Origin of the sequence: Mesorhizobium sp. C120A, from assembly GCF_030323105.1 — a bacterium.
GTDB lineage: Bacteria > Pseudomonadota > Alphaproteobacteria > Rhizobiales > Rhizobiaceae > Mesorhizobium.
Map to the genome: position 1 here is coordinate 1,874,012 of NZ_CP100476.1, position 22,038 is coordinate 1,896,049.

At 63.1% G+C, this 22,038-nt stretch carries 19 protein-coding genes; 9 read left to right on the plus strand and 10 right to left on the minus strand.

The window, feature by feature from the left end; genetic code table 11:
* Positions 1–9 precede the first annotated feature (9 nt).
* The 9 genes from NL532_RS09230 to NL532_RS09270 all read left to right on the plus strand — a co-directional run bounded on the left by NL532_RS09230 (position 10) and on the right by NL532_RS09270 (position 10,343).
* Positions 10–1,392, plus strand: coding sequence for an aldehyde dehydrogenase family protein (locus NL532_RS09230; RefSeq protein ID WP_023828244.1), 1,383 nt, complete (start codon positions 10–12; stop codon positions 1,390–1,392).
* A gap of 18 nt (positions 1,393–1,410) precedes the next feature.
* Positions 1,411–2,583, plus strand: a complete 1,173-nt coding sequence (locus NL532_RS09235; RefSeq protein ID WP_023828243.1) for an iron-containing alcohol dehydrogenase — start codon at positions 1,411–1,413, stop codon at positions 2,581–2,583.
* A gap of 239 nt (positions 2,584–2,822) precedes the next feature.
* The gene (locus NL532_RS09240) at positions 2,823–3,929 is read left to right on the plus strand and encodes an ABC transporter substrate-binding protein (protein ID WP_023828242.1); all 1,107 of its coding nucleotides are present in this window, start codon (positions 2,823–2,825) and stop codon (positions 3,927–3,929) included.
* Positions 3,930–3,992: 63 nt separating this feature from the next.
* Complete coding sequence (locus tag NL532_RS09245) at positions 3,993–4,907, plus strand: ABC transporter permease (protein WP_023671170.1); 915 nt, start codon at positions 3,993–3,995, stop codon at positions 4,905–4,907.
* Positions 4,904–5,695, plus strand: coding sequence for an ABC transporter permease (locus tag NL532_RS09250; protein WP_023671171.1), 792 nt, complete (start codon positions 4,904–4,906; stop codon positions 5,693–5,695). The genes NL532_RS09245 and NL532_RS09250 overlap by 4 nt, the downstream gene beginning before the upstream one ends.
* A 30-nt stretch (positions 5,696–5,725) precedes the next feature.
* Complete coding sequence (locus NL532_RS09255; RefSeq protein WP_023686439.1) at positions 5,726–6,790, plus strand: ABC transporter ATP-binding protein; 1,065 nt, start codon at positions 5,726–5,728, stop codon at positions 6,788–6,790.
* A gap of 149 nt (positions 6,791–6,939) precedes the next feature.
* The gene (locus tag NL532_RS09260) at positions 6,940–8,493 is read left to right on the plus strand and encodes a cation:proton antiporter (RefSeq protein ID WP_023695635.1); all 1,554 of its coding nucleotides are present in this window, start codon (positions 6,940–6,942) and stop codon (positions 8,491–8,493) included.
* A gap of 88 nt (positions 8,494–8,581) precedes the next feature.
* Entirely contained in the window at positions 8,582–9,490 is a 909-nt protein-coding gene (locus NL532_RS09265; protein ID WP_023710922.1) for an endonuclease/exonuclease/phosphatase family protein, read from the plus strand.
* A gap of 7 nt (positions 9,491–9,497) precedes the next feature.
* Entirely contained in the window at positions 9,498–10,343 is an 846-nt protein-coding gene (locus NL532_RS09270) for an EamA family transporter (RefSeq protein ID WP_023828241.1), read from the plus strand.
* 12 nt (positions 10,344–10,355) lie between these two features.
* Here the strand turns inward: NL532_RS09270 and NL532_RS09275 are convergent, their stop codons facing one another.
* From NL532_RS09275 to NL532_RS09320, 10 genes are all read right to left on the minus strand, one after another.
* Positions 10,356–11,573: an MFS transporter gene (locus NL532_RS09275; protein WP_023828240.1), complete on the minus strand. Its 1,218-nt coding sequence runs from the start codon at positions 11,571–11,573 to the stop codon at positions 10,356–10,358.
* Positions 11,574–11,662: 89 nt separating this feature from the next.
* Complete coding sequence (locus NL532_RS09280) at positions 11,663–11,980, minus strand: Dabb family protein (RefSeq protein ID WP_023683219.1); 318 nt, start codon at positions 11,978–11,980, stop codon at positions 11,663–11,665.
* Between the two features lie 20 nt (positions 11,981–12,000).
* A complete protein-coding gene (locus tag NL532_RS09285) occupies positions 12,001–13,629 on the minus strand; it encodes a GMC family oxidoreductase (RefSeq protein ID WP_023828239.1) in 1,629 nt (542 codons plus the stop codon).
* Positions 13,630–13,641: 12 nt separating this feature from the next.
* On the minus strand, positions 13,642–14,403 hold the full coding sequence (locus NL532_RS09290) for a 3-ketoacyl-ACP reductase (RefSeq protein ID WP_023671178.1): 762 nt from the start codon (positions 14,401–14,403) through the stop codon (positions 13,642–13,644).
* Complete coding sequence (locus NL532_RS09295; protein WP_023828238.1) at positions 14,400–15,902, minus strand: GMC oxidoreductase; 1,503 nt, start codon at positions 15,900–15,902, stop codon at positions 14,400–14,402. Before NL532_RS09295 ends, NL532_RS09290 begins: the two co-directional genes overlap by 4 nt.
* Positions 15,903–15,907: 5 nt before the next feature.
* A complete protein-coding gene (locus tag NL532_RS09300) occupies positions 15,908–17,023 on the minus strand; it encodes an ABC transporter ATP-binding protein (protein ID WP_023671180.1) in 1,116 nt (371 codons plus the stop codon).
* Positions 17,024–17,043: 20 nt separating this feature from the next.
* Complete coding sequence (locus tag NL532_RS09305; RefSeq protein ID WP_023671181.1) at positions 17,044–18,003, minus strand: carbohydrate ABC transporter permease; 960 nt, start codon at positions 18,001–18,003, stop codon at positions 17,044–17,046.
* Positions 18,000–18,950: a carbohydrate ABC transporter permease gene (locus NL532_RS09310; protein WP_023671182.1), complete on the minus strand. Its 951-nt coding sequence runs from the start codon at positions 18,948–18,950 to the stop codon at positions 18,000–18,002. The genes NL532_RS09305 and NL532_RS09310 overlap by 4 nt, the downstream gene beginning before the upstream one ends.
* 255 nt (positions 18,951–19,205) lie before the next feature.
* Positions 19,206–20,459: an ABC transporter substrate-binding protein gene (locus NL532_RS09315; protein WP_032888198.1), complete on the minus strand. Its 1,254-nt coding sequence runs from the start codon at positions 20,457–20,459 to the stop codon at positions 19,206–19,208.
* Positions 20,460–20,517: 58 nt separating this feature from the next.
* Entirely contained in the window at positions 20,518–22,029 is a 1,512-nt protein-coding gene (locus NL532_RS09320) for an aldehyde dehydrogenase family protein (protein ID WP_023701022.1), read from the minus strand.
* Positions 22,030–22,038: the final 9 nt, after the last annotated feature.

Genomic DNA, 22,038 nt, shown 5'->3' on the forward strand with positions numbered 1-22,038 from the left:
GAGTATCCTTTGGAAACCGTAAAACTGAAATCGCCCATCGATGGTTCGATTTACGCCGAGCGGCCGATCGCGACCGACCAGGCGATCAATGCCGCGGTCGAGCGCGCCAAGGCGGCGCAGGAGAAGTGGGCGCTGACGCCGATCGTCGAGCGCGGCAAATTTATGCTGGCGATGCTCGAAGCGCTGGTCGCGATGACCGACGAGATCGTGCCGGAGATCGCCTGGCAGATGGGGCGACCGGTGCGCTATGGCGGCGAGTTCGGCGGCGTCAGGGAACGCACCAATTACATGGTCGAGATCGCTGAAGCCGCGCTGAAATCCGTGCCGGCATCCAACCCGAAGGACGGCTTCCGACGCTATGTGAAGAAGGATCCGCTCGGCGTCGTCATGGTGATCGCGCCGTGGAACTATCCCTATCTGACCGCCGTCAACACCATCGTGCCGGCACTGACGGCCGGCAATACTGTTATCCTCAAACATGCGGCGCAGACGCTGCTGGTCGGCGAACGGTTCCAGCAGGCGTTCGACAAGGTTGGGCTGCCCAAGGGCGTGTTCCAGAATGTCGTGCTGAACCATGCCCAGACCGAGAAGCTGCTCGGCTCGGGCAAGATCGACCATGTCAATTTCACCGGTTCGGTCGGCGGCGGCCGCGCCATCGAGAGGGCGGCGGCCGGCACCTTCATGACGCTCGGGCTCGAACTCGGCGGCAAGGATCCGGCCTATGTGCTGCCCGACGCCAAGCTCGACCATGCGGTGGCCAATCTGGTCGACGGCGCCTTCTACAATTCCGGCCAGTGCTGCTGCGGCATCGAGCGCGTCTATGTGCATGAGAAGGTCTACGACCAGTTCGTCGAAGGTTTCATCGCCGAGACGAAGAATTATGTCGTCGGCAATCCGCTGGAACAGGCGACGACAATGGGGCCGATGGCGCAGGCGCGCTTTGCCGACCTGATCCGCGAGCAGAAGGCCGAGGCGCTGCGCAAGGGTGCAATCGCACACATCAATATGAAGGTGGCTAACGACAAGGCCGGCTCGCCCTATCTGGCGCCGGAGCTGACCGGCGTCGACCACCAGATGAGCGTCATGCGCGAGGAAAGTTTTGGCCCGATCGTCGGCATCATGAAGGTGCGCAACGACGAGGAGGCGATCGCGCTGATGAACGACAGCCCCTACGGGCTGACCGCTTCGATCTGGACCGACGATATCGAGCATGCGGTGGCGATCGGCGACCGCGTCGAGACCGGCACCGTGTTCATGAACCGCTGCGACTACCTCGATCCGGCGCTGGTCTGGACCGGCGTCAAGGACACCGGCAAAGGCGTCGCCCTTTCGGCGCTCGGCTACGACAATCTGACCCGGCCGAAATCCTTCCATCTGCGCGAAGCCATCTGATTTTTTGAAAGACAAGACATGTCCAAGCTGATCTCCAAATGGAACTACCCGACCACCGTCCGCTTCGGTGCCGGGCGCATCAAGGAACTGCCTGAGGTGCTCGCGGCCACCGGCATTAAGCGGCCGCTTTTCGTCACCGATCCGGGGTTGGCGAAACTGCCGGTCGTCGCTTCGACGCTGAAAATCCTCGACGACGCCAAGGTATCCTATGGCGTGTTCTCCGAGGTGAAGCCGAACCCGGTCGATTCCAACCTCACCGCCGGGATCGCCGTGTTCAAGAAGGGCAAGCATGACGGCGTCATCGCCTTCGGCGGCGGTTCAGCGCTCGATCTCGGCAAGCTGATCGCGTTCCAGGCTGGCCAGACGCGGCCGATCTGGGACTTTGAGGATGTCGGCGACTGGTGGACGCGCGCCAATTCGGATGCCATCGCGCCGATCATAGCCGTGCCGACCACTGCCGGCACAGGCTCGGAAGTCGGGCGTGCCGGCGTCATCACCAATGAGGCGACGCACACTAAGAAGGTGATCTTCCATCCGAAGCTTTTGCCGGCAATCGTCATTGCCGATCCGGAACTGTCGGTCGGCATGCCCGGCTTCATCACCGCCGGCACCGGTATGGATGCGCTGGCACATTGCCTCGAAGCCTATTGCGCGCCGGGCTATCACCCGATGGCCGACGGCATTGCGGTGGAAGGTGTGCGCCTGGTGTTCGAGAACCTGCCCAAGGCCTACGCCAACGGCAAGGACCTTGTCGCGCGCGCCCACATGATGAGTGCGGCCGCCATGGGTGCTGCCGCCTTCCAGAAGGGTCTTGGCGCCATCCACTCGCTGTCGCATCCGATCGGCGCGCTCTACGACACCCATCACGGCATGACGAATGCGGTGTTCATGCCCTATGTCTTGGCCTTCAATCGCGACTCCATCGAGGAGCGGATTGCCCGGCTCGCTGCCTATTGCGGCATCAAGGGTGGCTTCGACGGCTTTGCCAAAGCGATCATCAAGCTGCGCAAGGAATTGAAGGTGCCGCATGCGCTGCCCGATCTGATCAAGGGGCTCGACATGAACAAGAAGCGCAAAGGGCTGATCGCCGACATGGCGGTGGTCGATCCGACCGCCGGCGGCAACCCGGTCAGGCTGACCAAAAAGGCGGCGCTGACGCTGCTCGAGAACACTATCGCCGGCACTGTCTGAGGCGGTTTCTGCGCCGGACGTGATCTAAAAACGAAGGGAAAGGAAGGGCAAGGGGGCAAAAAGCAAGGCAATAAACCATTAGCCGGGAAATTAAGTAGAGGCTAATTGCTACAGCCGGTTAAAAAGAGTTAACTTTTCGTACCGCCGGGGGCCAGTTTCAAAAAGCTTTCATCTGGCTGTCATATGAAACCGATACCGCATCGCAGGCGTCCAGGACGCCAGTTCAACGGAGAGAACACATGTTCAAGTTCACAGGGAAAGTGCTTTCCCTTTCGGCCGTCGCCCTCATGGCGACCTCTGCTATCTCGTCGGCCCAGCCCATGGATGAACTGGTTGCCGCTGCGAAGAAGGAAGGCCAGCTCACGACCATCGCGCTGCCGCATGACTGGTGCGGCTACGGCGCCGTCATCGACGGCTTCAAGGCAAAGTATCCTGAGATCACCATCAACGAACTCAACCCCGATGCCGGCTCCGGCGACGAGGTCGAGGCGATCAAGGCCAACAAGGACAACAAGGGCCCGCAGGCGCCCGACGTCATCGACGTTGGCCTGTCCTTCGGCCCGACCGCCAAGGCTGACGGCCTGATCCAGCCCTACAAAGTGTCGACCTGGGACTCGATCCCCGACAGCGCCAAGGATGCCGATGGTTACTGGACCGGCGACTACTATGGCGTGCTATCCTTCCTGGTGAACAAGGACCTCGTCAAGGAAGCGCCTGCTGACTGGGCTGACCTGCTGAAGCCGGAATTCGCCAACACCGTGGCGCTTGCCGGCGACCCGCGCGCCTCGAACCAGGCCATCCAGGCCGTCTACGCGGCCGGCATTTCCGGTGGTGCGGCTGCCGGCGAAGCTGCTGGCACTGCTGGTCTCGACTTCTTCAAGAAGCTTAACGCCGCCGGCAATTTCGTGCCGGTCATCGGCAAACCGGCGACCCTGGCACAAGGCCAGACGCCGATCCTGGTGACCTGGGATTACAATGCACTTGCCGGTCGCGACACGCTGAAGGGCAATCCGCCCGTCGACGTCGTCGTGCCCAAGACCGGTGTCGTTGCCGGCGTCTATGTGCAGGCGATCAGTGCTTTCGCACCGCATCCGAACGCTGCCAAGCTCTGGCTGGAGTATCTCTACTCCGACGAAGGCCAGATCGGCTGGCTGAAGGGCTATTGCCACCCGATCCGCTTCAACGATCTTGCCAAGAACGGCAAGCTCCCGGCGGACGTGATGGCCAAGCTGCCGCCGGCCGAGGCTTACGCTGCCGCGGTGTTCCCGACGCTGGACGAGCAGGGCAAGGCAAAGGAAGCCGTCACCAAGAACTGGGATGCCGTCGTCGGCGCCAACGTCAAGTAAGGCTTGAAACCAACCGGGCGGCCTCGCGGCCGCCCGGTGTTCCTCGGAGACGGTAGCCGGCGCATGACAGATATCTCGCTTTCCGATCACGCAGTTGCCGGGAAGACCGCGCCCCCCAGCGAGGCGCGTGCAATGCGACTGCCGACGCAATGGCTCGGCGTTGCGCCATTCTTCATCTTCGCCATCATGTTCCTGATCCTACCCACGCTCTATCTGATGCTGGGTGCATTCCAGAACGATGCCGGCGAATTCACGTTCGAAAACATAGCAGCACTGGCGCAGCCATCGATTGTCGCCGCCTACTGGATCTCGCTCAAGGTCAGCCTTTCCTCGTCGCTGATCGGCGCCTTCGCAGGTCTCGGCATCGCCATCGCCATCGTGCGCGGCGGCCTGCCGGAGTGGATACGTTCGGCGACGCTGACATTCTCCGGCGTGGCTTCCAATTTCGCCGGCGTACCGCTGGCCTTCGCCTTCATCGCCACGCTCGGACGCCTCGGTCTCGCCACGGTGCTGCTCAACACCGTGTTCGGCCTCAACATTTATGCGCACGGCTTCAACATCCTATCGTTCTGGGGCCTGACGCTGACCTATGTCTATTTCCAGATTCCCCTAATGGTGGTCATCATCACGCCGGCGATCGACGGCTTGAAGAAGGAGTGGGGCGAGGCTGCGGCGACGCTTGGCGCCACCCAGACGCAATACTGGCGCATGGTGGTCATCCCGGTGATCTGGCCGAGTTTCCTCGGCACGGTCATCCTGCTCTTCGCCAATGCCTTCGGCGCCATCGCCACCGCCTATGCGCTGACCGGCTCTTCACTCAACATCGTACCGATCCTGCTCTATGCGCAGATACGCGGTGACGTGCTGCACAATGCCCATCTCGGCTATGCGATCGCCTTCGGCATGATCGTCATCACCGGGCTGGCCAATGTCTTCTACATTTGGTTCCGGACGCGCTCGGAGAGGTGGCTGAAATGAAGTCCGGAAAATTCTGGGCCTGGGTCGTCTTCGGGCTGGGCGCGGCCTATTTCTTCATTCCGCTGATCGCGACGGTGGAATTTTCCTTGCGCATGCGGCGCGGCGCTTATTCCTTCGACGCCTATCAGATCGTGCTTGGCGACCCTCGTTTTCAGGCGACCTTTGGCTACTCAGTGCTTGCCGCCATCTTCACCATCATTCTGGGCGTGTTGATCGTGGTGCCCGCCGCCTACTGGATTCGACTGCGCCTGCCGCAACTGCGGCCGATCGTAGAGTTCATCACGCTGCTGCCGCTGGTCATTCCCGCCATCGTCATCGTCTTCGGCTATATCAGGATGTACGGTTCGAATTCGCCGCTGCCGTTCCTGGCGACCGACATGGGCACAAATGCCTTGCTGGTCATCGGCTATGCAATGCTGGCGCTGCCCTACATGTATCGCGCGGTCGATACCGGACTGCGCACCATCGACGTCAGGACGCTGACCGAAGCGGCGCAGATCCTTGGCGCCGGTTGGGGCACGATCATTGGTCGTGTGATCCTGCCCAATGTGCTGATCGCCGTGCTGTCGGGCGCCTTCCTTACCTTCGCCATCGTCATTGGCGAATTCACCATGGCCAGCTTGCTCAACCGGCCCGCCTTCGGCCCCTATCTGCAAAACGTTGGCGCCAACCGCGCCTATGAGCCGGCGGCGCTTGCCATCATCGCCTTCGCCATCACCTGGGGCTGTATGTCGCTGATCCAGATCCTGTCCCGTTTCGCGCCGAGATCGGCGAACCGCCCGAACTGATCGACAAAGTACTGATCGAAAGAAAAAGCCATGGCCGAACCATTCCTCTCCATCCAGCATGTGCGAAAATCCTTCGGCGCCACCACCGTGGTCGAAGATTTCAATCTTGATGTCGAGCCGGGCGAGTTCGTATCCTTCCTTGGGCCATCGGGTTGCGGCAAGACCACCGTGCTGCGCATGGTCGCCGGTTTCGAAGAGCCGTCGGCGGGCAAGATCGTCGTCGCAGGCAAGGACATCACGAGGCTAAAGCCCAACCAGCGCAATGTCGGCATGGTGTTCCAAGCGTATGCGCTGTTCCCCAACCTGACGGTGGCGCAAAACATCGGCTTTGGCCTGAAGGTCGCCGGCATGCCCAAGGCGGACATCGACAGACGCGTGGCCGAGATGCTCGACATCATCAAGCTGCCGCAGATGGCCGACCGCTATCCCTACCAGCTCTCCGGCGGCCAGCAGCAGCGCATCGCGCTGGCGCGTGCCATCGCGCCGAAGCCGAAGCTGCTTTTGCTCGACGAGCCGCTGTCGGCGCTCGACGCCAAGGTACGTGTGTCGTTGCGCGAGGAAATCCGCTCGATCCAGAAGAAGCTCGGCATCACCACCATCTTCGTCACCCATGACCAGGAAGAGGCGCTGTCGATCTCCGACCGCATCGCGGTGATGTATGGCGGCAAGGCCGAGCAGGTCGGCACGCCGTTCGAGATCTACAACCGGCCGGCGACCAAGTTCGTCGCCAACTTCGTCGGCACGCTGAACGTGCTCGAAGGCAAGGTCACTGACGCCGCGGCCGGCACGGTGCAAGTCAACACGCAGGAAGTCTCGCTCAAGGGCAAGCTCAACGGCTCGAAGTCGGGCGACACGCTGTCGCTGGCGCTGCGTCCCGAGGCGATCTCGCTCGGACGCCAGCCCGGTCGCGATTCAAGCCTGTCGGGCGAAATCTCCGAAGTGCACTTCCTCGGCTCGGTCATTCGCGTTCGCGTCGGCATCGGCGGCAACACGGTGTCGCTCGACACCTTCAACAGCCCGGCAACGCCACCGCCGGCTGTCGGCGAGAAGGCCGACATATCGTTCTCATCGAGCGATATGCTGGTGCTGCACTAGCAAAGCAGCATCCTGGGGCGACCGAGGCGGTCGATTCAAGCTGGCGCGATGAACGGCCGTATCATTGCCGGACCCCGAGTGCTGGATAATCAACAGCATCTTGCCATCCAGCCACTGCCCATGATGCCGCTTCGCCGCTACGATGGGCCATGGCGCTATTCGAACTTACCCTCATCCTGCTTCTGGCTGCCGTCGCGCTGACGGCGCTGTCGCGGCGGCTGGAAATTCCCTATCCGTCCCTGCTGGCTCTGGCCGGCGTCGCGATTGCCTTCGTACCCGGTGCGCCGACGATCGAGATCGATCCGGAGCTGGCGCTTGCCCTGTTCATCGCGCCGGTGCTTCTCGACGCCGCCTATGACACGTCGCTGCGCGACCTCAAGCGCTACCGGCTGTCGCTCGCGCTGCTGGCGCTAGGCGCCGTGGTCTTCACCACCGTGGTGGTTGCCTTGGTCGGCTGGAAGATGGCCGGCCTGCCGATCGCGGCGGCAATCGCGCTCGGCGCCATCGTCGCGCCACCGGATGCGGTGGCCGCATCCGCCGTGCTCAGCCAGTTCAAGGTACCGCACCGCATTACCGCCATCCTGCAGGGCGAGAGCCTGCTCAACGATGCCACGGCGCTGCTGATCTACCGGCTGGCGGTTTCGGCGGCGCTTGGCACGATCATGCTCAGCAACGCCGTTCCGGTGATCCTGCTGGCAACGATCGGCAGTGTGATCGCGGGCTATCTGTTTGGCCGCGTCTCGCTGCTGTCGCTCGGCCGCATCGAGGATGCGGCGAGCAGCACGGTGGTGCAGTTTGCCGGAACCTTCGCCGTGTGGATCATCGCCGACAGGCTGGGCCTTTCCGCCATCATCACCATCGTCGTCTATGCCATGACCATTGCGCGCAGGGCGCCGCGCCAGTCGTCGGCGAGACGCCGCGTCAGCACCTATTCGGTCTGGGAGTCGGCCGTGTTCGTGCTCAACGTGCTGGCTTTCGTGCTGATGGGCCTGCAGGCACGCACGATCGTTGGCAGGCTGGCCGGCGACGGGCAAGGCGAAGCATTCCTTTTCGCCGCAACGGTGCTGGTCGTCGTTATCGTCGCGCGCCTTGTCTGGGTGGCGAGTTACGTCGCGATCATCCGGTGGCTTGCCCGCTTCGGCAGCCAAGAGGCAAGGCGGGAATTGCCGACATTCGGCGGCGCCGTCATTGTCGGCTGGTGCGGCATGCGTGGGTTGGTGACGCTGGTGGTCGCCATTGCGCTGCCGGCCGATTTTCCCGGCCGAGACCCGATCGTGCTTGCCGCCTTCGCGGTGGTGCTGGGCACGCTGGTGCTGCAAGGCATGACGCTGAAGCCGCTGCTGCGCTGGATCAACTTCGACCCCGATAGAACCGTCGACAATGAGGTGGCGCAAGCGCGCGTCGCCATCATGCAGGCAGCACTGGACGTGCTGAGCCGCAAGACATCTGCGGCCGCCGCCGTCGTGCGCGAACAGTATGAAGCGCAGCGCCTGATTGCGGAAAACCCGGAGGACGCTCAGGCCGCGACCGAATACGACCGGCTGCGCCTCTATGCCATCAACCGCCAGCGCGACACGCTCGAGGAGTTGCGCAGCAACGGCACGATCGGCGACGAAGCCTACCACCGGCTGGAGGAAGAGATCGACTGGGCCGAACTGGCGGCATCGCCGGCGGGCCGGTTCCAGCCGCTGACCACATCATAGACGCTGGCCCAGTTCCGCCGTCGTGCCGGTACATTGCAACCCATCTGCCGAACCGCTACTGCCAAAGCGAAATTGAGCCGGATAAGCAATGAAGCTGGTCAGCTACAACATCCAGTACGGGTTCGGCGGCGATGGCCGTTACGATCTTTCGCGCTGCACCAAGCTGGTCGACGGCGCCGATATCATCGCGCTGCAGGAGGTCGAGCGGCATTGGCAGCGCACCAATGAGGACGACCAGCCGGAGGTCCTGTCCAAGCTGCTGCCTAGCTATTACTGGGTCTATGGCCCGGCCTTCGACATGGACGCCAGTGAGCGGCGCGACGGCCGGGTCGTCAACCGCCGCCGCCAGTTCGGCACCATGCTGCTGTCGAAGCTGCCGATCGCCTGGTCGCGGCTGCACGCGCTGCCCATGCGCCGCACGCTCAAGCCGCTCAACACCCGCAATGCGGCGCTCGAATGCATGATCCGCACACCCGCCGGACCGGTAAGGGTCCTGTCGCTGCACCTCGCCCATGTCGCGGCGGAGGAGCGGCTGGAGCAGATCGACTATCTCTTGGCCGAGCATCGCCGCGCGCCGTCCGAGGGCGGCCCGTGGAGCGGCGCGGACGATGAGCCTTCGCGCAACTGGACCAGCGGCGAGGCCGAGCCGGAGAACCCGACAGCTGCGATCTGGATGGGCGATTTCAACATGGAGCCTGGCAGCGCCGAATACAGCCGCATCGTCGGCAGCACGCCCTATCATCGCGGGGCAGCTTATCTCGACGGCTTTGTTGATGCCGCTGCCGTCGCTAGCGAGCCGGCTGCCGATTTCCACACCCATGTGAAAACGATCGACGGGAAAGTGGCAAAACGCCGGCTCGACCATTGCTTCGTCGGCGGTATGTTCGCGGACCGTGTGCGCTCGGTCAGTGCCGATATAGGCGAGATCGCTTCAGACCATTTTCCGGTCCGGATCGATATCGATCTCGAAACGCCTTTGAGCTCAGGAGATCGGTGAGCCCTCGATGACGCTTTTCGTCTTCTTCGCGGTGCTAGCCGCCGCCGCCATGCACGCGATCTGGAACGCGCTGGTCAAGGTCCATCTCGATCGCTTCCTGTCGATCACGCTGATGACACTGGGCATGGGGTTTGCCGCGCTTTTCGTGCTGCCCTTCGTCGAGTTTCCGAAGGCCGAAGTGTGGCCTTTCATCATCGCCTCGGTGATTTTCCACATGGGCTACCGGACTTTCCTGATCGGCGCCTACAAGGCCGGCGATTTCGCCCAGACCTATCCGCTGGCGCGCGGCACGGCGCCGCTTTTGACCGCCCTCGGCGGCGTTGCCGTGGTGCAGGAGATGCCGGCGCCTTTCGCCATCCTCGGCATCCTGCTGCTGTCGGCCGGCACGCTGGTGATGTCGTTTCGCGGCGGCGCGCATCTGGAGCGGATCAATGTGCGGGCGGTCGGCTTTGCGCTCGGCACTTCGATCTTCATATCCAGCTACACGCTCTCCGACGGCAGCGGCGCGCGGCTGGCCGCAACGGCAACGAGCTATGCCGCATGGCTGTTCATCTGCGATGCCACGTGGGCGCTGGTGCTGTGCCTCATCTTTCGCGGGCCCAAGGCGCTGCCCGTGCTGGCGCGCGACTGGAAGGCAGGCCTGTTCACCGGCGTGCTCAGCGGCGCGGCATACTGGATCGTCATGTGGGCGATGACCAAGGCGCCGATCGCCTCGGTGGCGTCGTTGCGCGAGACGTCGATCCTGTTTGCCATGATGATCTCGGTTTTCGCGCTCGGCGAGAAGATGACAGGCTGGCGCGTCGCCGCCGCGCTCGGCATCGTCGCCGGTGTCGTGGCCCTCAGACTGGGCTGAGAGCCTGATACTTCAGCCGAGCACCGTCATCACCTGTCCGCGCCGTTCCGTACTGAAGCGGATGACGACGATGATGCAGACGGCGACCACGCCGGCAAACAGCGCCAGCGCGTAGCCATAGCTGCCTCCAGACGTCTCGGCGATGCCGGCCTGGTAGGGACCGCCATAGGACGCCGCGAGATTGCCGGCCTGGTAGATGAAGCCGGGCAAGGTTGCCCGCACGGCGCCGGGCGACAGCTCGTTAAGATGCACCGGGATGACGCCCCAGGCGCCCTGCACCGCGACCTGCATGACGAAGGCGCCGATGGCCAGCATGAACGGTGTCGAGCTGAAGGCCCAGAGCGGAATCGAGGGCAAGGCAATCAGGCAGGCGAGCGTTATCGCGTTGACGCGGCCGATCTTCTCCGACAGTGCGCCGAACGCCAACCCGCCGACGATGGCGCCGATATTGGCGACGATGGTGATCCAGCTCACCGTGTGCGGGTCGAAGCCATGCTGCTTCTTGAGGAAGGTCGGGTAGAGGTCCTGCGTGCCGTGGCTGAAGAAATTGAAGAACATCATCAGCACGACCGCATAGACGGCGACGCCCCAGTGCTTCCGCAGCGTTTCAAGAAGGCCAGGTCTGACGGATTTCTGCGCCTCGACGAAGGCCGGCGATTCCGGCACATGCGAGCGGATGAAGAGCACGATAAGTGCCGGCAGGAAGGAGAGCAGGAACATGGCGCGCCAGCCGATCGTGTAACCGCCGATCGTCTGCTCGTAAAGCACGCCGTAAACCACGGCCGCCAGAAGGTAGCCGGTGGGATAGCCGCATTGCAGGATGCCCGAGACCATGCCGCGGGCACTGGGCGGAATGGACTCCATGGCGAGCGAACTGCCCAGCCCCCATTCGCCGCCCATGGCGATGCCGAACAGAGCGCGCAGCGCCAGGAAAATGCCGAGATTGGGCGAGAAGGCAGCCAGCGCGCCGATCACCGAATAGCTGACGATGTTGAGCATCAGAATGGGCTTGCGGCCATATTTGTCGGCCAGCCTGCCGAAGAAGAAGGCGCCGATGAAGCGTGTCGCCAGCGTCAGGAACAACGCTTTGGAGACTGCCGGCACGTCAGTGTTGAATTCGGTTGCGATATCGGTGAGCAGGAACGTCAGAAGGAAGAAATCAAAAGCGTCGAGCGTCCAGCCGAGGAAGGAGGCAAGGACGGTTTTCTTCTGCTGCGCGGTGAGAGCCACGACGTTCCTCCTAAACGCCCCCGGGGAACGATATGTTCCTTGGGGCGCAAAAGAGAACAGGCGTCAGCCGGCTTTCGAAAGAAGCGCGGTCACTTTTTCGTAATGTCGAGATCGAACACCATCAGCCCGTCGGTGCCGCCTTCGAGCGCTGCGACCAATCGGGCGCCGGCGCGCTGATGCGCTTCATGCACGAGATAGGCGTCGCGGGCGGCGGCATCGCGGAAGTCGATGGTGAAGGCATGGCTGAAGCCGCGCGCGAACGGCTCCGGGCTGACATTGGTGCTGAAATGGACCGTGTCCATGCCGTCGACGACGGAGCGCAGTGCTTCGAGATCGGCGTGGATTGCCGTGCGCTCGGTGGCGGGCACATCGCTGCGGAAGCGTACGAAGACGCAGTGTCTGATCATTGGTTCGTTCTCCTAAGTGGCTATGCGGCCCGATTGCCGGAGAACACCGCCGGCGGAAGCGGCTCGCGGCCGAGGATGATGTCCGCGCCTTTTTCGCCGACCATGATGGTCGGCGCATTGGTGTTGGAGGAAGGCACGCGCGGCATCACCGAGGCATCGCAGACGCGCAGGCCCTCGATGCCGCGCAGGCGCAGGTCCGGTGTGACCACCGCCATATCGTCATGGCCCATGCGGCAGGTGCCCACAGGGTGATGGTCGGTCTTGGCGGTGCGGCAGGCATAGTCGATCAGCTCGTCATCGCTGGCGAGCGATGGTCCGGGCAGCACCTCGCGCAACACGTAAGGTGCAAGCGCCTTCTGCCGCATGATCTCGCGCGCAAGCCTGAGGCCCTTGATCGACATGGCGCGGTCATAAGGGTCCGACCAATAGTTGGGATCGATCAGCGGGTGGTCGGCCGGGTCGGCGCTGCTCAGCCGCACCGTGCCGCGCGAGCGCGGGCGCAGGAAGGCCGAGTTCAAGGTCACGCCGGGGTTCTTCAACCTCTCGACGCCGGCCTCGATGCCGGAGCCGAGTCCCAGATGAAACTGGATGTCGGGCGAGGCGGCGGTCGGATCGGCGTACCAGAAGCCGCCGGTCTCGAACAGGCTGGAGGCGACCGGCCCTTTCTTCAGCAGCAGATACTGCAAGCCGGCCCACGCGGTGCGGTGCAGCTTGGCGTAGTTGTCATAGGTGTGGTCGCCGGTGCATTCGGCGATGACGAACAAATCGAGATGGTCCTGCATGTTGGAGCCGACACCGGGCAGATCATGCACCGGCGTCACGCCGACCGATTTCAGGTGATCAGCCGGGCCGATGCCCGACTGCATCAACAGCTTCGGCGAACCGATGGCGCCGGACGAGACGATCACTTCGCGCTCGGCGCGCATGATGGTCTTCTCGCCGCCGGGTTTGTCGACGATCTCGACGCCGGTGGCGCGGCCTTTCTCGACGACGATGCGGGTGACCAGCACATCGGTTCGGACGGTCAGGTTCTTGCGGGTGCGGATGGGCTTCAAATAGGCGACCGAAGCGGATGAGCGCCGGGCGTCCTTCTGGGTCAGCTGGTAGTAGCCGACGCCTTCCTGGCTAGCGCCGTTGAAATCCGGGTTGAAGGGGATGCCCATCTCTTGGCCGGCGCGGAAATAGGCCTCGCAAATCGGCAGCGGCGAAATCGGGTTCGACACGCCGAGCGGCCCCTGGTCGCCGTGAAAATCGTTGGCGAAGCGCTGGTTGTTCTCGGCGCGCTTGAAATAGGGCAGCACGTCGCGATAGCCCCAGCCCGCGAGGCCCTCTTCCTTCTCCCATGCGTCGTAGTCGCGGGCGTTGCCGCGCGTGTATATCTGGGCATTGATGGACGAGCCGCCGCCGACCACCTTCGCCTGCGTATACCAGAAGACGCGGTCCTGCATGTGCCTCTGCGGCACAGTCGACCAGCCCCAGGAAGCGATGCCCTTGGTCATCTTGGCAAAGCCCGCCGGCATGTGGATGTAGGGGTGCCAGTCCTTGCCGCCGGCCTCGAGCAGCAGCACGGAGTTCGCTGGATCCTCGCTCAGCCGGTTGGCCAGAACGCAGCCGGCCGGGCCGGCACCTACGATGATGTAGTCGGTCATAACCCTATCCACCTACAGTCGAGGCACGGAGAGCGCGCCGTCGACATTGATAATCGAGCCTGTGGAAAAGCCGAGCTTGCCGGCGGCAAGCGTCGCCACCACGGCGCCGATGTCCGATGCTTCGCCCCAGCGTTTTGCCGGCACCAGGCCGCTGTCGATAAGCGCGTCGTATTTGGCTGATACGCTCGCGGTCATGTCGGTGCGAATGATGCCCGGCCGCAGTTCGAACACGCCGATGTTTTCCGGCGCAAGCCGTAGCGCCAGGTTCTTCACCCACATCGAAAGGCCGGCTTTCGAGATGCAGTAGTCGGCGCGTTCCGGCGAGGCCATATCGGCGCTGACCGAGGTGATGGTGATGATCGAGCGCGGATGATTGCTGGGAGCCGCCAGCATCGCCTTGGCGACGGCCTGGCTAAGGAAGACTGTGCCGCGCAAATTGACGTCCAGCGCACGGTCGAAATTCTCGGGCTTCAGCTCCAGCAGATCGCCGCGCACCACGGCGCCGATGCCGGCATTGTTGACGAGGCAGTCGATGCGGCTGAAGGCACGTATGGCGGCGTCGACGAGGGCCGTGTGATCCTCGAGGTTGGCGATATCACAACGGACATAGGCGAACTCCGCACCCCGTGCGGTGATGTTGGCGGCCAGTTCGTCCGGCGCTTGTTCGGCAAGGTCGGCGATCAAAATGTCGAAGCCGTCCCCGGCCAGCGCCTCGGCGCAGGCGAGCCCAATGCCGCGCGCACCGCCGGTGACGATTGCTGCGGGGCGGGTCATGCCGCGAGGTCCGTTCGGCGAATATGCTCGGCCACGCGCAGCGCCTGTGCCGCAATCGACAGCGCCGGATTCACGGCGGCCGAGTTCGGCAAAAAACTGGCGTCGACAACGAACAGGTTCGGGTGGTCGAAGGCGCGGCAGAAAGGGTCGAGCGGCGACGTCGCCGGTTGGTCGCCCATTTTCACCGTGCCGCACTGGTGCGAGGGCGTGCGCTTGTCGAAGGGACGCGACAGCACGATGGGATAACCGCAGGCGCGGAAGTTCTCACGCATCACCCTGGTCAGCCCGTCCAGCGACTGCATGTTGGAGCGCCGCCATTGCATGACGATGTCCTTGCCGTCGACCATGATGCGGCTTTCCGGATCGGGTAGATCCTCGCACATCAGATACCAGTCGACGGCGTGACCGGCCATGTAATCGAGCGCGAATTTCGGCACGCGTTTGACGTTGGCCTTCAACATGTTGCCGTCGATCTTGCCGAGCAGCTGGACGTTGCCGAGCGGCTTGCCGCCTTTGCCGTCGGAGAGATAGTAGTCATTCAGCATCAGCGTCTTCTGGTAGACGCTGTCGTTCCTGCGGCGCGGATCGATCGCCAGCATGGCGCTCGAATTATGGTTCATGAAATTGCGGCCGACCTGGTCGGAGCGGTTGGCGAGGCCTTTGCCATCTGGTGAAGGCGAGCGCAGCAGGATGACGGCGGAATTGACCGCGCCGGCGGACAGGATGACAAGCTTCGGCGCGACTTTCTTCATCTCGCCATTCTGACGGTAGTGAACGGCAGCGATGCTTTTGCCGTCGGACGACGCTTCGAGATATTCGACATGGCAGCCGGTTTCGAGTCGGATATTGCTGTCCTTGAGTGCAGCCGTCAGCGGTCCGGTCTGCGCATCAACCTTGCCCTGGGCGGTGTTGGGGAATGCGTCCCAGCCGGTCTTGCCCCCTTTCAGCCAGGTGTCGATGTCGACGCCGAGCGGCAGCGAGGCGGGGTGCAGGCCCAGTCCCTTCAGCTCGGCGCGGGCGCGCGCAATCGGCGCCTCGTCGGGCACCGGCTTGAAGGCATAGGGGATGGAGTGGAACGGTTCGGTCGGGTCCTCGCCGAGTGAACCGCGGACGCGAAACAGCTGCTCGGCTTTCGAATACCAAGGCTCGAATTCATTGTAGGAAAACGGCCATGCCGGCGAGACGCCACCGAAGTGCTCCATGGCGGCGAAATCCTCTTTGCGGTAGCGGATCAGCACCGCGCCATAGAATTTCGAATTGCCGCCGACATAGTAGTAATTGCCGGGGTTGAAGGCCGCACCGCCGGCCTCGCGCCACATCTCCTTCGGACGGTAGTGGCCGTCGACGAAAATGGAGCGCGTGTCGCGGGCATGCGGCGTTGCCGTCAAGGGCTCACCGCGCTCCAGCATCAGGATCGAGGCACCGCTGCCCGCCAGACCGGAGGCGATCGTAGCGCCGCCGATACCGGAGCCGATGATGACGATATCGGGGCTGACCATCTCGATCAGCGGATGCGGTGTTCGGTCGCCGGATCGAAGAACACGGCCTTGGTCAGGTTGAAGGCGAGCGGCGTGCTGGTGCCCGGCTGGATGTTGGCGTCGGCCCGCAACCGCGCCACCACGCCCTTGCCGCCGAGGTTGGTCACCGCGAACGTGTCGGACCCTGCCGGCTCGACCACTTCGATGTGCAGGTCGGCAGTGGCAATGTTGGAGGCGTTGCGTTCCGCACCTTCCGGATCGGTCAGCGCTTCCGGGCGCACGCCGAAGATGATCGGCTTGCCCTGGAATGCCGAAAGACCCGCCGGCGCGTTGGCCATCGGCAGCGTGATCGGCTCGCGCGCCTCGCGCTCCAACACGACGGACAGCGCATTGCCCGACGTGGCAATGGTCGCCGGGATCAGGTTCATCGCTGGCGAACCCATGAAGTCGGCGACGAACAAATTGGTCGGGTTGTTGTAGATCTCGGCCGGGGTGCCGAACTGCTGCACCTCGCCGTCGCGCATGACGGCGATCTTGGTAGCCAGCGTCATCGCCTCGATCTGGTCGTGGGTGACGTAGACGATGGTTGTGCCGGTGGTGGCATGCAGGCGCTTGATCTCGATGCGCATGTCGACGCGCAATTTGGCGTCGAGGTTGGACAAAGGCTCGTCGAACAGGAACAGCTTGGGGTCGCGCACCAGCGCCCGGCCCATGGCGACGCGCTGGCGCTGGCCGCCGGAAAGCTGGCTCGGCTTGCGCTGCAGGAGGTGGCCGATCTGCAGGACCTTGGCCACCTTGTCGATCGCCTTTTGGCGTTCGTCGGCCGGCACGCCGCGCATCTCCATGCCGAAGGAGATGTTTCCGGCCACCGTCATGTTCGGATAGAGCGCATAGCTCTGGAACACCATGGCGATGTCGCGCTTGGATGGGTGCAGATCGTTGATGGCGCGGCCGTCGACGCGGATTTCGCCCTCGGTGATCTGCTCCAGGCCGGCAATCGTGTTGAGCAAGGTGGACTTGCCGCAGCCGGACGGGCCGACCAGCACCAGGAAGCCGCCCTTTTCGAGCTCGACATCGATGCCCTTCAGGATCTCGACATTCCCGAAGCGCTTCTTCAGCCCATCAATTTCCAGAAAAGCCATGGTCGTTCCTTCCGAATTGATCAGCCCTTGACCGCGCCAGCCATCAGCCCGCGCACGAAATAGCGGCCGGCGACGACATAGACGATCAGAGTGGGCAGAGCCGCGATCATCGCGGCCGCCATGTTGACGTTGTATTCGACGACGCCGGTCGAGGTGTTGACGACGTTGTTGAGCGCCACCGTCATCGGCATGGAGTCGCCTGTGCCGGCGTAAGCCGAAGCGAACAGGAAGTCGTTCCAGATGTTGGTGAACTGGTAGATGACGGTGACGACGAAGATCGGCATCGAGTTCGGCAGCATGATGCGGCGGAAGATCTGGAAGAAGGAGGCGCCGTCGACCTGTGCGGCCTTGATCAGCTCGTTCGGGAATGCCTCGTAATAGTTGCGGAAAAACAGTGTAGTGAAGCCGATGCCGTAGACGACATGGACGAAGACCAGGTTGACCGTCGGATTGCCGAGACCGAAACTCGTACCCGTCGCATTCTGCAGCTTCACGCCGAAACGTCCCAGGCTGCCCAGGATGGTCGCCATCGGCAGCAGCACCGACTGGAACGGAATGAAGCAGGCAAACAGCATCAGCCCGAACACCAGCGTGGCGCCGCGAAAACGCCATTTGGTCAAGACGTAGCCGTTGAGCGCGCCGAGCATGGTCGAGATCAGTACGGCTGGAACCACCATCTTGATCGAGTTCCAGAAATAGCCCTTGATGCCGGCGCAGGTGAGGCCGACGCAGGTCTCGCCCCAGGCCTTCAGCCACGGGTCGAAGGTCGGCGCCGTGGGCAACGCCAGCATGTTGCCGTTCTGGATCTCGTCCATGGTCTTGAACGAGGTCACCAGCATGACGAACAGCGGCATCAGATAAAACAGCGCAAACAGCGCTAGAAGCCCGTAGATGACGATGCGGTTGAGGGTCTTGGTGCTCATGCCGCCGGAGGCCTTTTGGGAAGCAGCGGGGCGGGCAGGGGTGGCGACAGCGCTCATCGCGGCTTCTCCCTGAGTTCCGAATAGAGATAAGGCACGATGATGGCAACGATGGTCATCAGCATGATCACGGCACTGGCCGAGCCGACAGCCATTTCGTTGCGCTTGAACGTGTACTCATACATGAAGTTGGACGGCAGCCAGGCCGAGCCACCGGGGCCGCCGCTGGTCAGCGCCACCACCAGATCGTACGACTTGATGGCGAGGTGGGCGAGCACGATGAAGGCCGACAGGAAGATTGGCCGCAGCAGCGGAATGACGATGCGGCGATAGAGCTGGAAGGTGGTGGCACCGTCGATCTGCGCCGCCTTCATGATCTCGCCGTCGATGCCGCGCAGGCCGGCCAGGAACATCGCCATGATGAAGCCGGAGGCCTGCCAGACGCCGGCAATGACCACCGTGTAGATGACGAAATCCTTGTTCTTGATCCAGTCGAAATGGAAGCTCGTCCAGCCCCACTGATGCAAGGTCTGCTCAAGACCGAGGCCCGGGTCGAGGAACCATTTCCAGGCAACGCCGGTGACGATGAAGGACAGCGCCATCGGGTAGAGATAGATCGGCCGCAGCACGCCTTCGCCGCGGATCTTCTGGTCGAGCAGGATGGCCAGGAACAGGCCGAGCGCCAGGCAGATGGCGATGTAGAGAAAACCGAAAATGCCCATATTGACGATCGACGTGTACCAGCTCGATGGCGGGTCGGAGTCGAACGTCCAGCCCCATAGCCGTAGATACGCGCGTGGTCCGGTAATGACATAGGACGGGAAGGTCTTGGAATTGGTGAAGGACAGATAGACCGTCCACAGGATAAAGCCATAGACGAAGACGATGGTGATGGCGAAGCTCGGCGCCAGCACGATCTTCGGCAGCGCGTCCTGCAGTCGCGCGCGCACGGAGGGGCGAGACCGCTCGGGTGTCAGCTTGATCTGGGTTGTCGCTACACTGCTCATGAGGCTCCTCCCGTTAGGGTCGTCCGTGCTCTGCCGTCAGGAGGCAAGGCGGCCCCGTGCATACGGGTCTCTGGTCGGCATGGTGTTCAAGAGCGCTTTCACCATTTCACGGAAACGGCGAACCTCTCTAACTCTTTCTTTTACGCAATTCCGGCCGGAAAACCGCTCACACTTTTCCTGGAATTGCGCCAGCTGGCCAATCCTTAGGTGACACCTTCCCCGCCGAAGCGGGGAAGGTGTGTTTCTGGCCAGCGCTTACTTGGCGTCGTCGATTGCCTTGACCAGTTCGGTCACGGCTTCGTCCGAGGTCTTGATCTGACCATGGACGAACTTCGAAACGACGTCCTTGTAGGCATTGGCGACCGCCGGAGGCGCGCCATAGCCCTGGGCAAGCGAGCCGAACAGTGTGCCGCCTTCGTTGGCAGCCTTCAGGTCGGCGATGCCCTTCTTGCCGCACGCGTCGAAGTCGGTGTCCGGAACGTCGGTACGGGCGGGAACCGAACCCTTGACGACGTTGAAGGCCGACTGGAAGCTCTTCGACAGGGTGGCGGTGGCCAACGCGACCTGGGCGGCCTTGCGGTCGTCCGGAACGTTGAACATGCCGAACATGTCGGAGTTGTAGACCACCGAGCCTTCCGTGCCCGGGAAGCGATAGCACAGGAAGTCGGTGCCCGGCGTTTTCTTGGCGGCGTTGAACTCGCCCTTGGCCCAGTCACCCATCACCTGCACCAGGGCATCGCCCTTGATGACCATGGCGGTGGCAAGGTTCCAGTCGCGGCCCGAAAAGTTCGGGTCGACATAGGTGACGAGCTTGGCGAGGTTATCGAACGACTTCTTCATCGTGTCCGACTTGAGGGACTCGTCGTCGAGGTCGTTGAAGGCCTTCTTGTAGAACTCAGGTCCGCCGGTCGACAGCACGACCGAGTCGAACATGGTGGCCTCCTGCCAGTTCTGGCCGCCAAGGGCGAGCGGGATGACGCCAGCCGCCTTGGCTTTGTCGAGCAGGGCGACGAAGTCGTCGAAGGTCTTTGGCTCGGTGCCGCCGATCTTGTCCATCACCGCCTTGTTGATCCACAGCCAGTTGACGGAGTGGACGTTGACTGGAGCAGCGACCCACTTGCCGTCGTAGACGGAGAACTTCTGCAGGGCTGCCGGAACCGACTTGTCCCAGCCTTCCTTCTTCGCCGTCTCGGTCAGGTCGCCCATGACGCCGGCCGCCGCATAGTCGAGCACGGTGTAGCCGAGCATCTGCGACGCGGTCGGGTAATTGCCGGCCGCGACCATCGCCTTCAGCGCAGTCATGGCGGCGTCGCCGCCACCACCGGCCACCGGCACGTCCTTCCAGGCATAGCCTTCCTTGGCAAGGTCGCCCTTGAGGACGTTGAGAGCAGCCGCTTCGCCGCCCGACGTCCACCAATGCAGCATCTGCACTTCCTTGACGTCCTCGGCATGGGCCGAGAAAGCAAAGGCCGTCGCCAGAGCCGTTCCGATAAGCATTTTGCGCAACATGTTCTACCTCCCTTGTTGCATTACACGACCGGTGGAAGCCCACCGGGTTCTTCCAAACTCAGCCGACCCACCAACCGGTGCGCTGGCCGCGATGAAACTGGATTGTCTTTTCCTCGGTATAATCCTCGACAGCGCGTTTGCCGAGTTCGCGTCCGATGCCGGACTGCTTGTAGCCCCCGAATGGCAGCTCGGGAAAGCCTTCCATGAATGTGTTCACCCAAACGGTCCCCGAACGCACACCACGCGCCACCGACATACAAGTGTCGATGCTGGCGCTCCACACCCCTGCCGACAGACCATAGGGCGTGTTGTTGGCGATGTGCAACGCCTTTTCAATCGATCCAAAAGTCAGCACGGAGAGCACCGGGCCAAACACTTCCTCGCGCGCAATAGCCATGTCTTCGGTAACGCCGCGAATGATGGTCGGATCGAGGTACTGGCCGGCATTGGACGCCAATTGGCCGCCACCGCTATAGACATTGCTGCCGTCTTTTGCTGCTGCCGCAACGTAATCTGCGACCTTGGTCAGATGGTCGGCGGAAATCATCGCGCCAACCTTGGTTCGGTCGTCGAGTGGGTCGCCGACCGTTACCTTGGCGGTCAGGGCCTTGACAGTGGCGAGGAAATCGTCGGCGATGGCTTCATGCACGATCAGCCGGCTGCCGGCATTGCAGCATTCGCCGGCGTTGAAGAAGCCGCCGAACACTGCTGCGTCAGCGGCCGCCTCGAGATCGGCATCGGGGAAGACGATCTGGCCGTTCTTGCCGCCGAGCTCCATCGAGACTTTCTTCAGCGACTGCGCGGCGGAAGCCATGGTCATCTTGCCGACGCGGGTAGAGCCGGTGAACGACACCATCTCGACCAGCGGATGGCTGACCATCGGCCCCCCGACATCGGCGCCGAGGCCGGCCAGGATGTTGACGACGCCCGCGGGCAGGCCGGCCTGCATCAGGATGTCGCCGAGCACGAAGGTCGAGGCCGAGGTCATTTCGCTCGGCTTGACCACCGCGGTGCAGCCGGCGGCGAGCGCGAAGGGCAGTTTCTGGCTGACGATCAGGAACGGGAAATTCCACGGGGTGATGATCGAGACGACGCCGATCGGCTCGCGCAGGACCACGCCCAGCATGGCGTCGCCGAGATTGGCGTAGCTTTCGCCGTGCAGCGTGCGGGCGAGCGAGGCGGCATAGCGCCAGATGTCGATGGCGCCGCCGATCTCGCCGCGCGCCTGGGCGATCGGCTTGCCGGATTCCAGCGCATCGAGTCGGGCGATGTCTTCGAGCTGGGCCTCGATCAGGTCGGCCGTCTTGAGCAGGATGGCGGCGCGCTCGGCCGCCTTCGTGCGCGGCCACGGGCCGGTCTCGAATGCCTTGTGCGCGGCCTGCATGGCCGCCTCCACCTCGGCCTCGCCGGCCTGCGCATAGCGCGAAACGGTGAAGCCATGGCCGGGGCTGTTGCGCGCAATCGTGCGGCCGTCACGGGCATCGACATGCTTGCCGTCGATCAGGAGCTTGTAAGCCTTCGGCGCCTTGGACGCCTCGGCCGGCATGGAAATGTTGAGCGGTGCGTTCATCATGCTTTC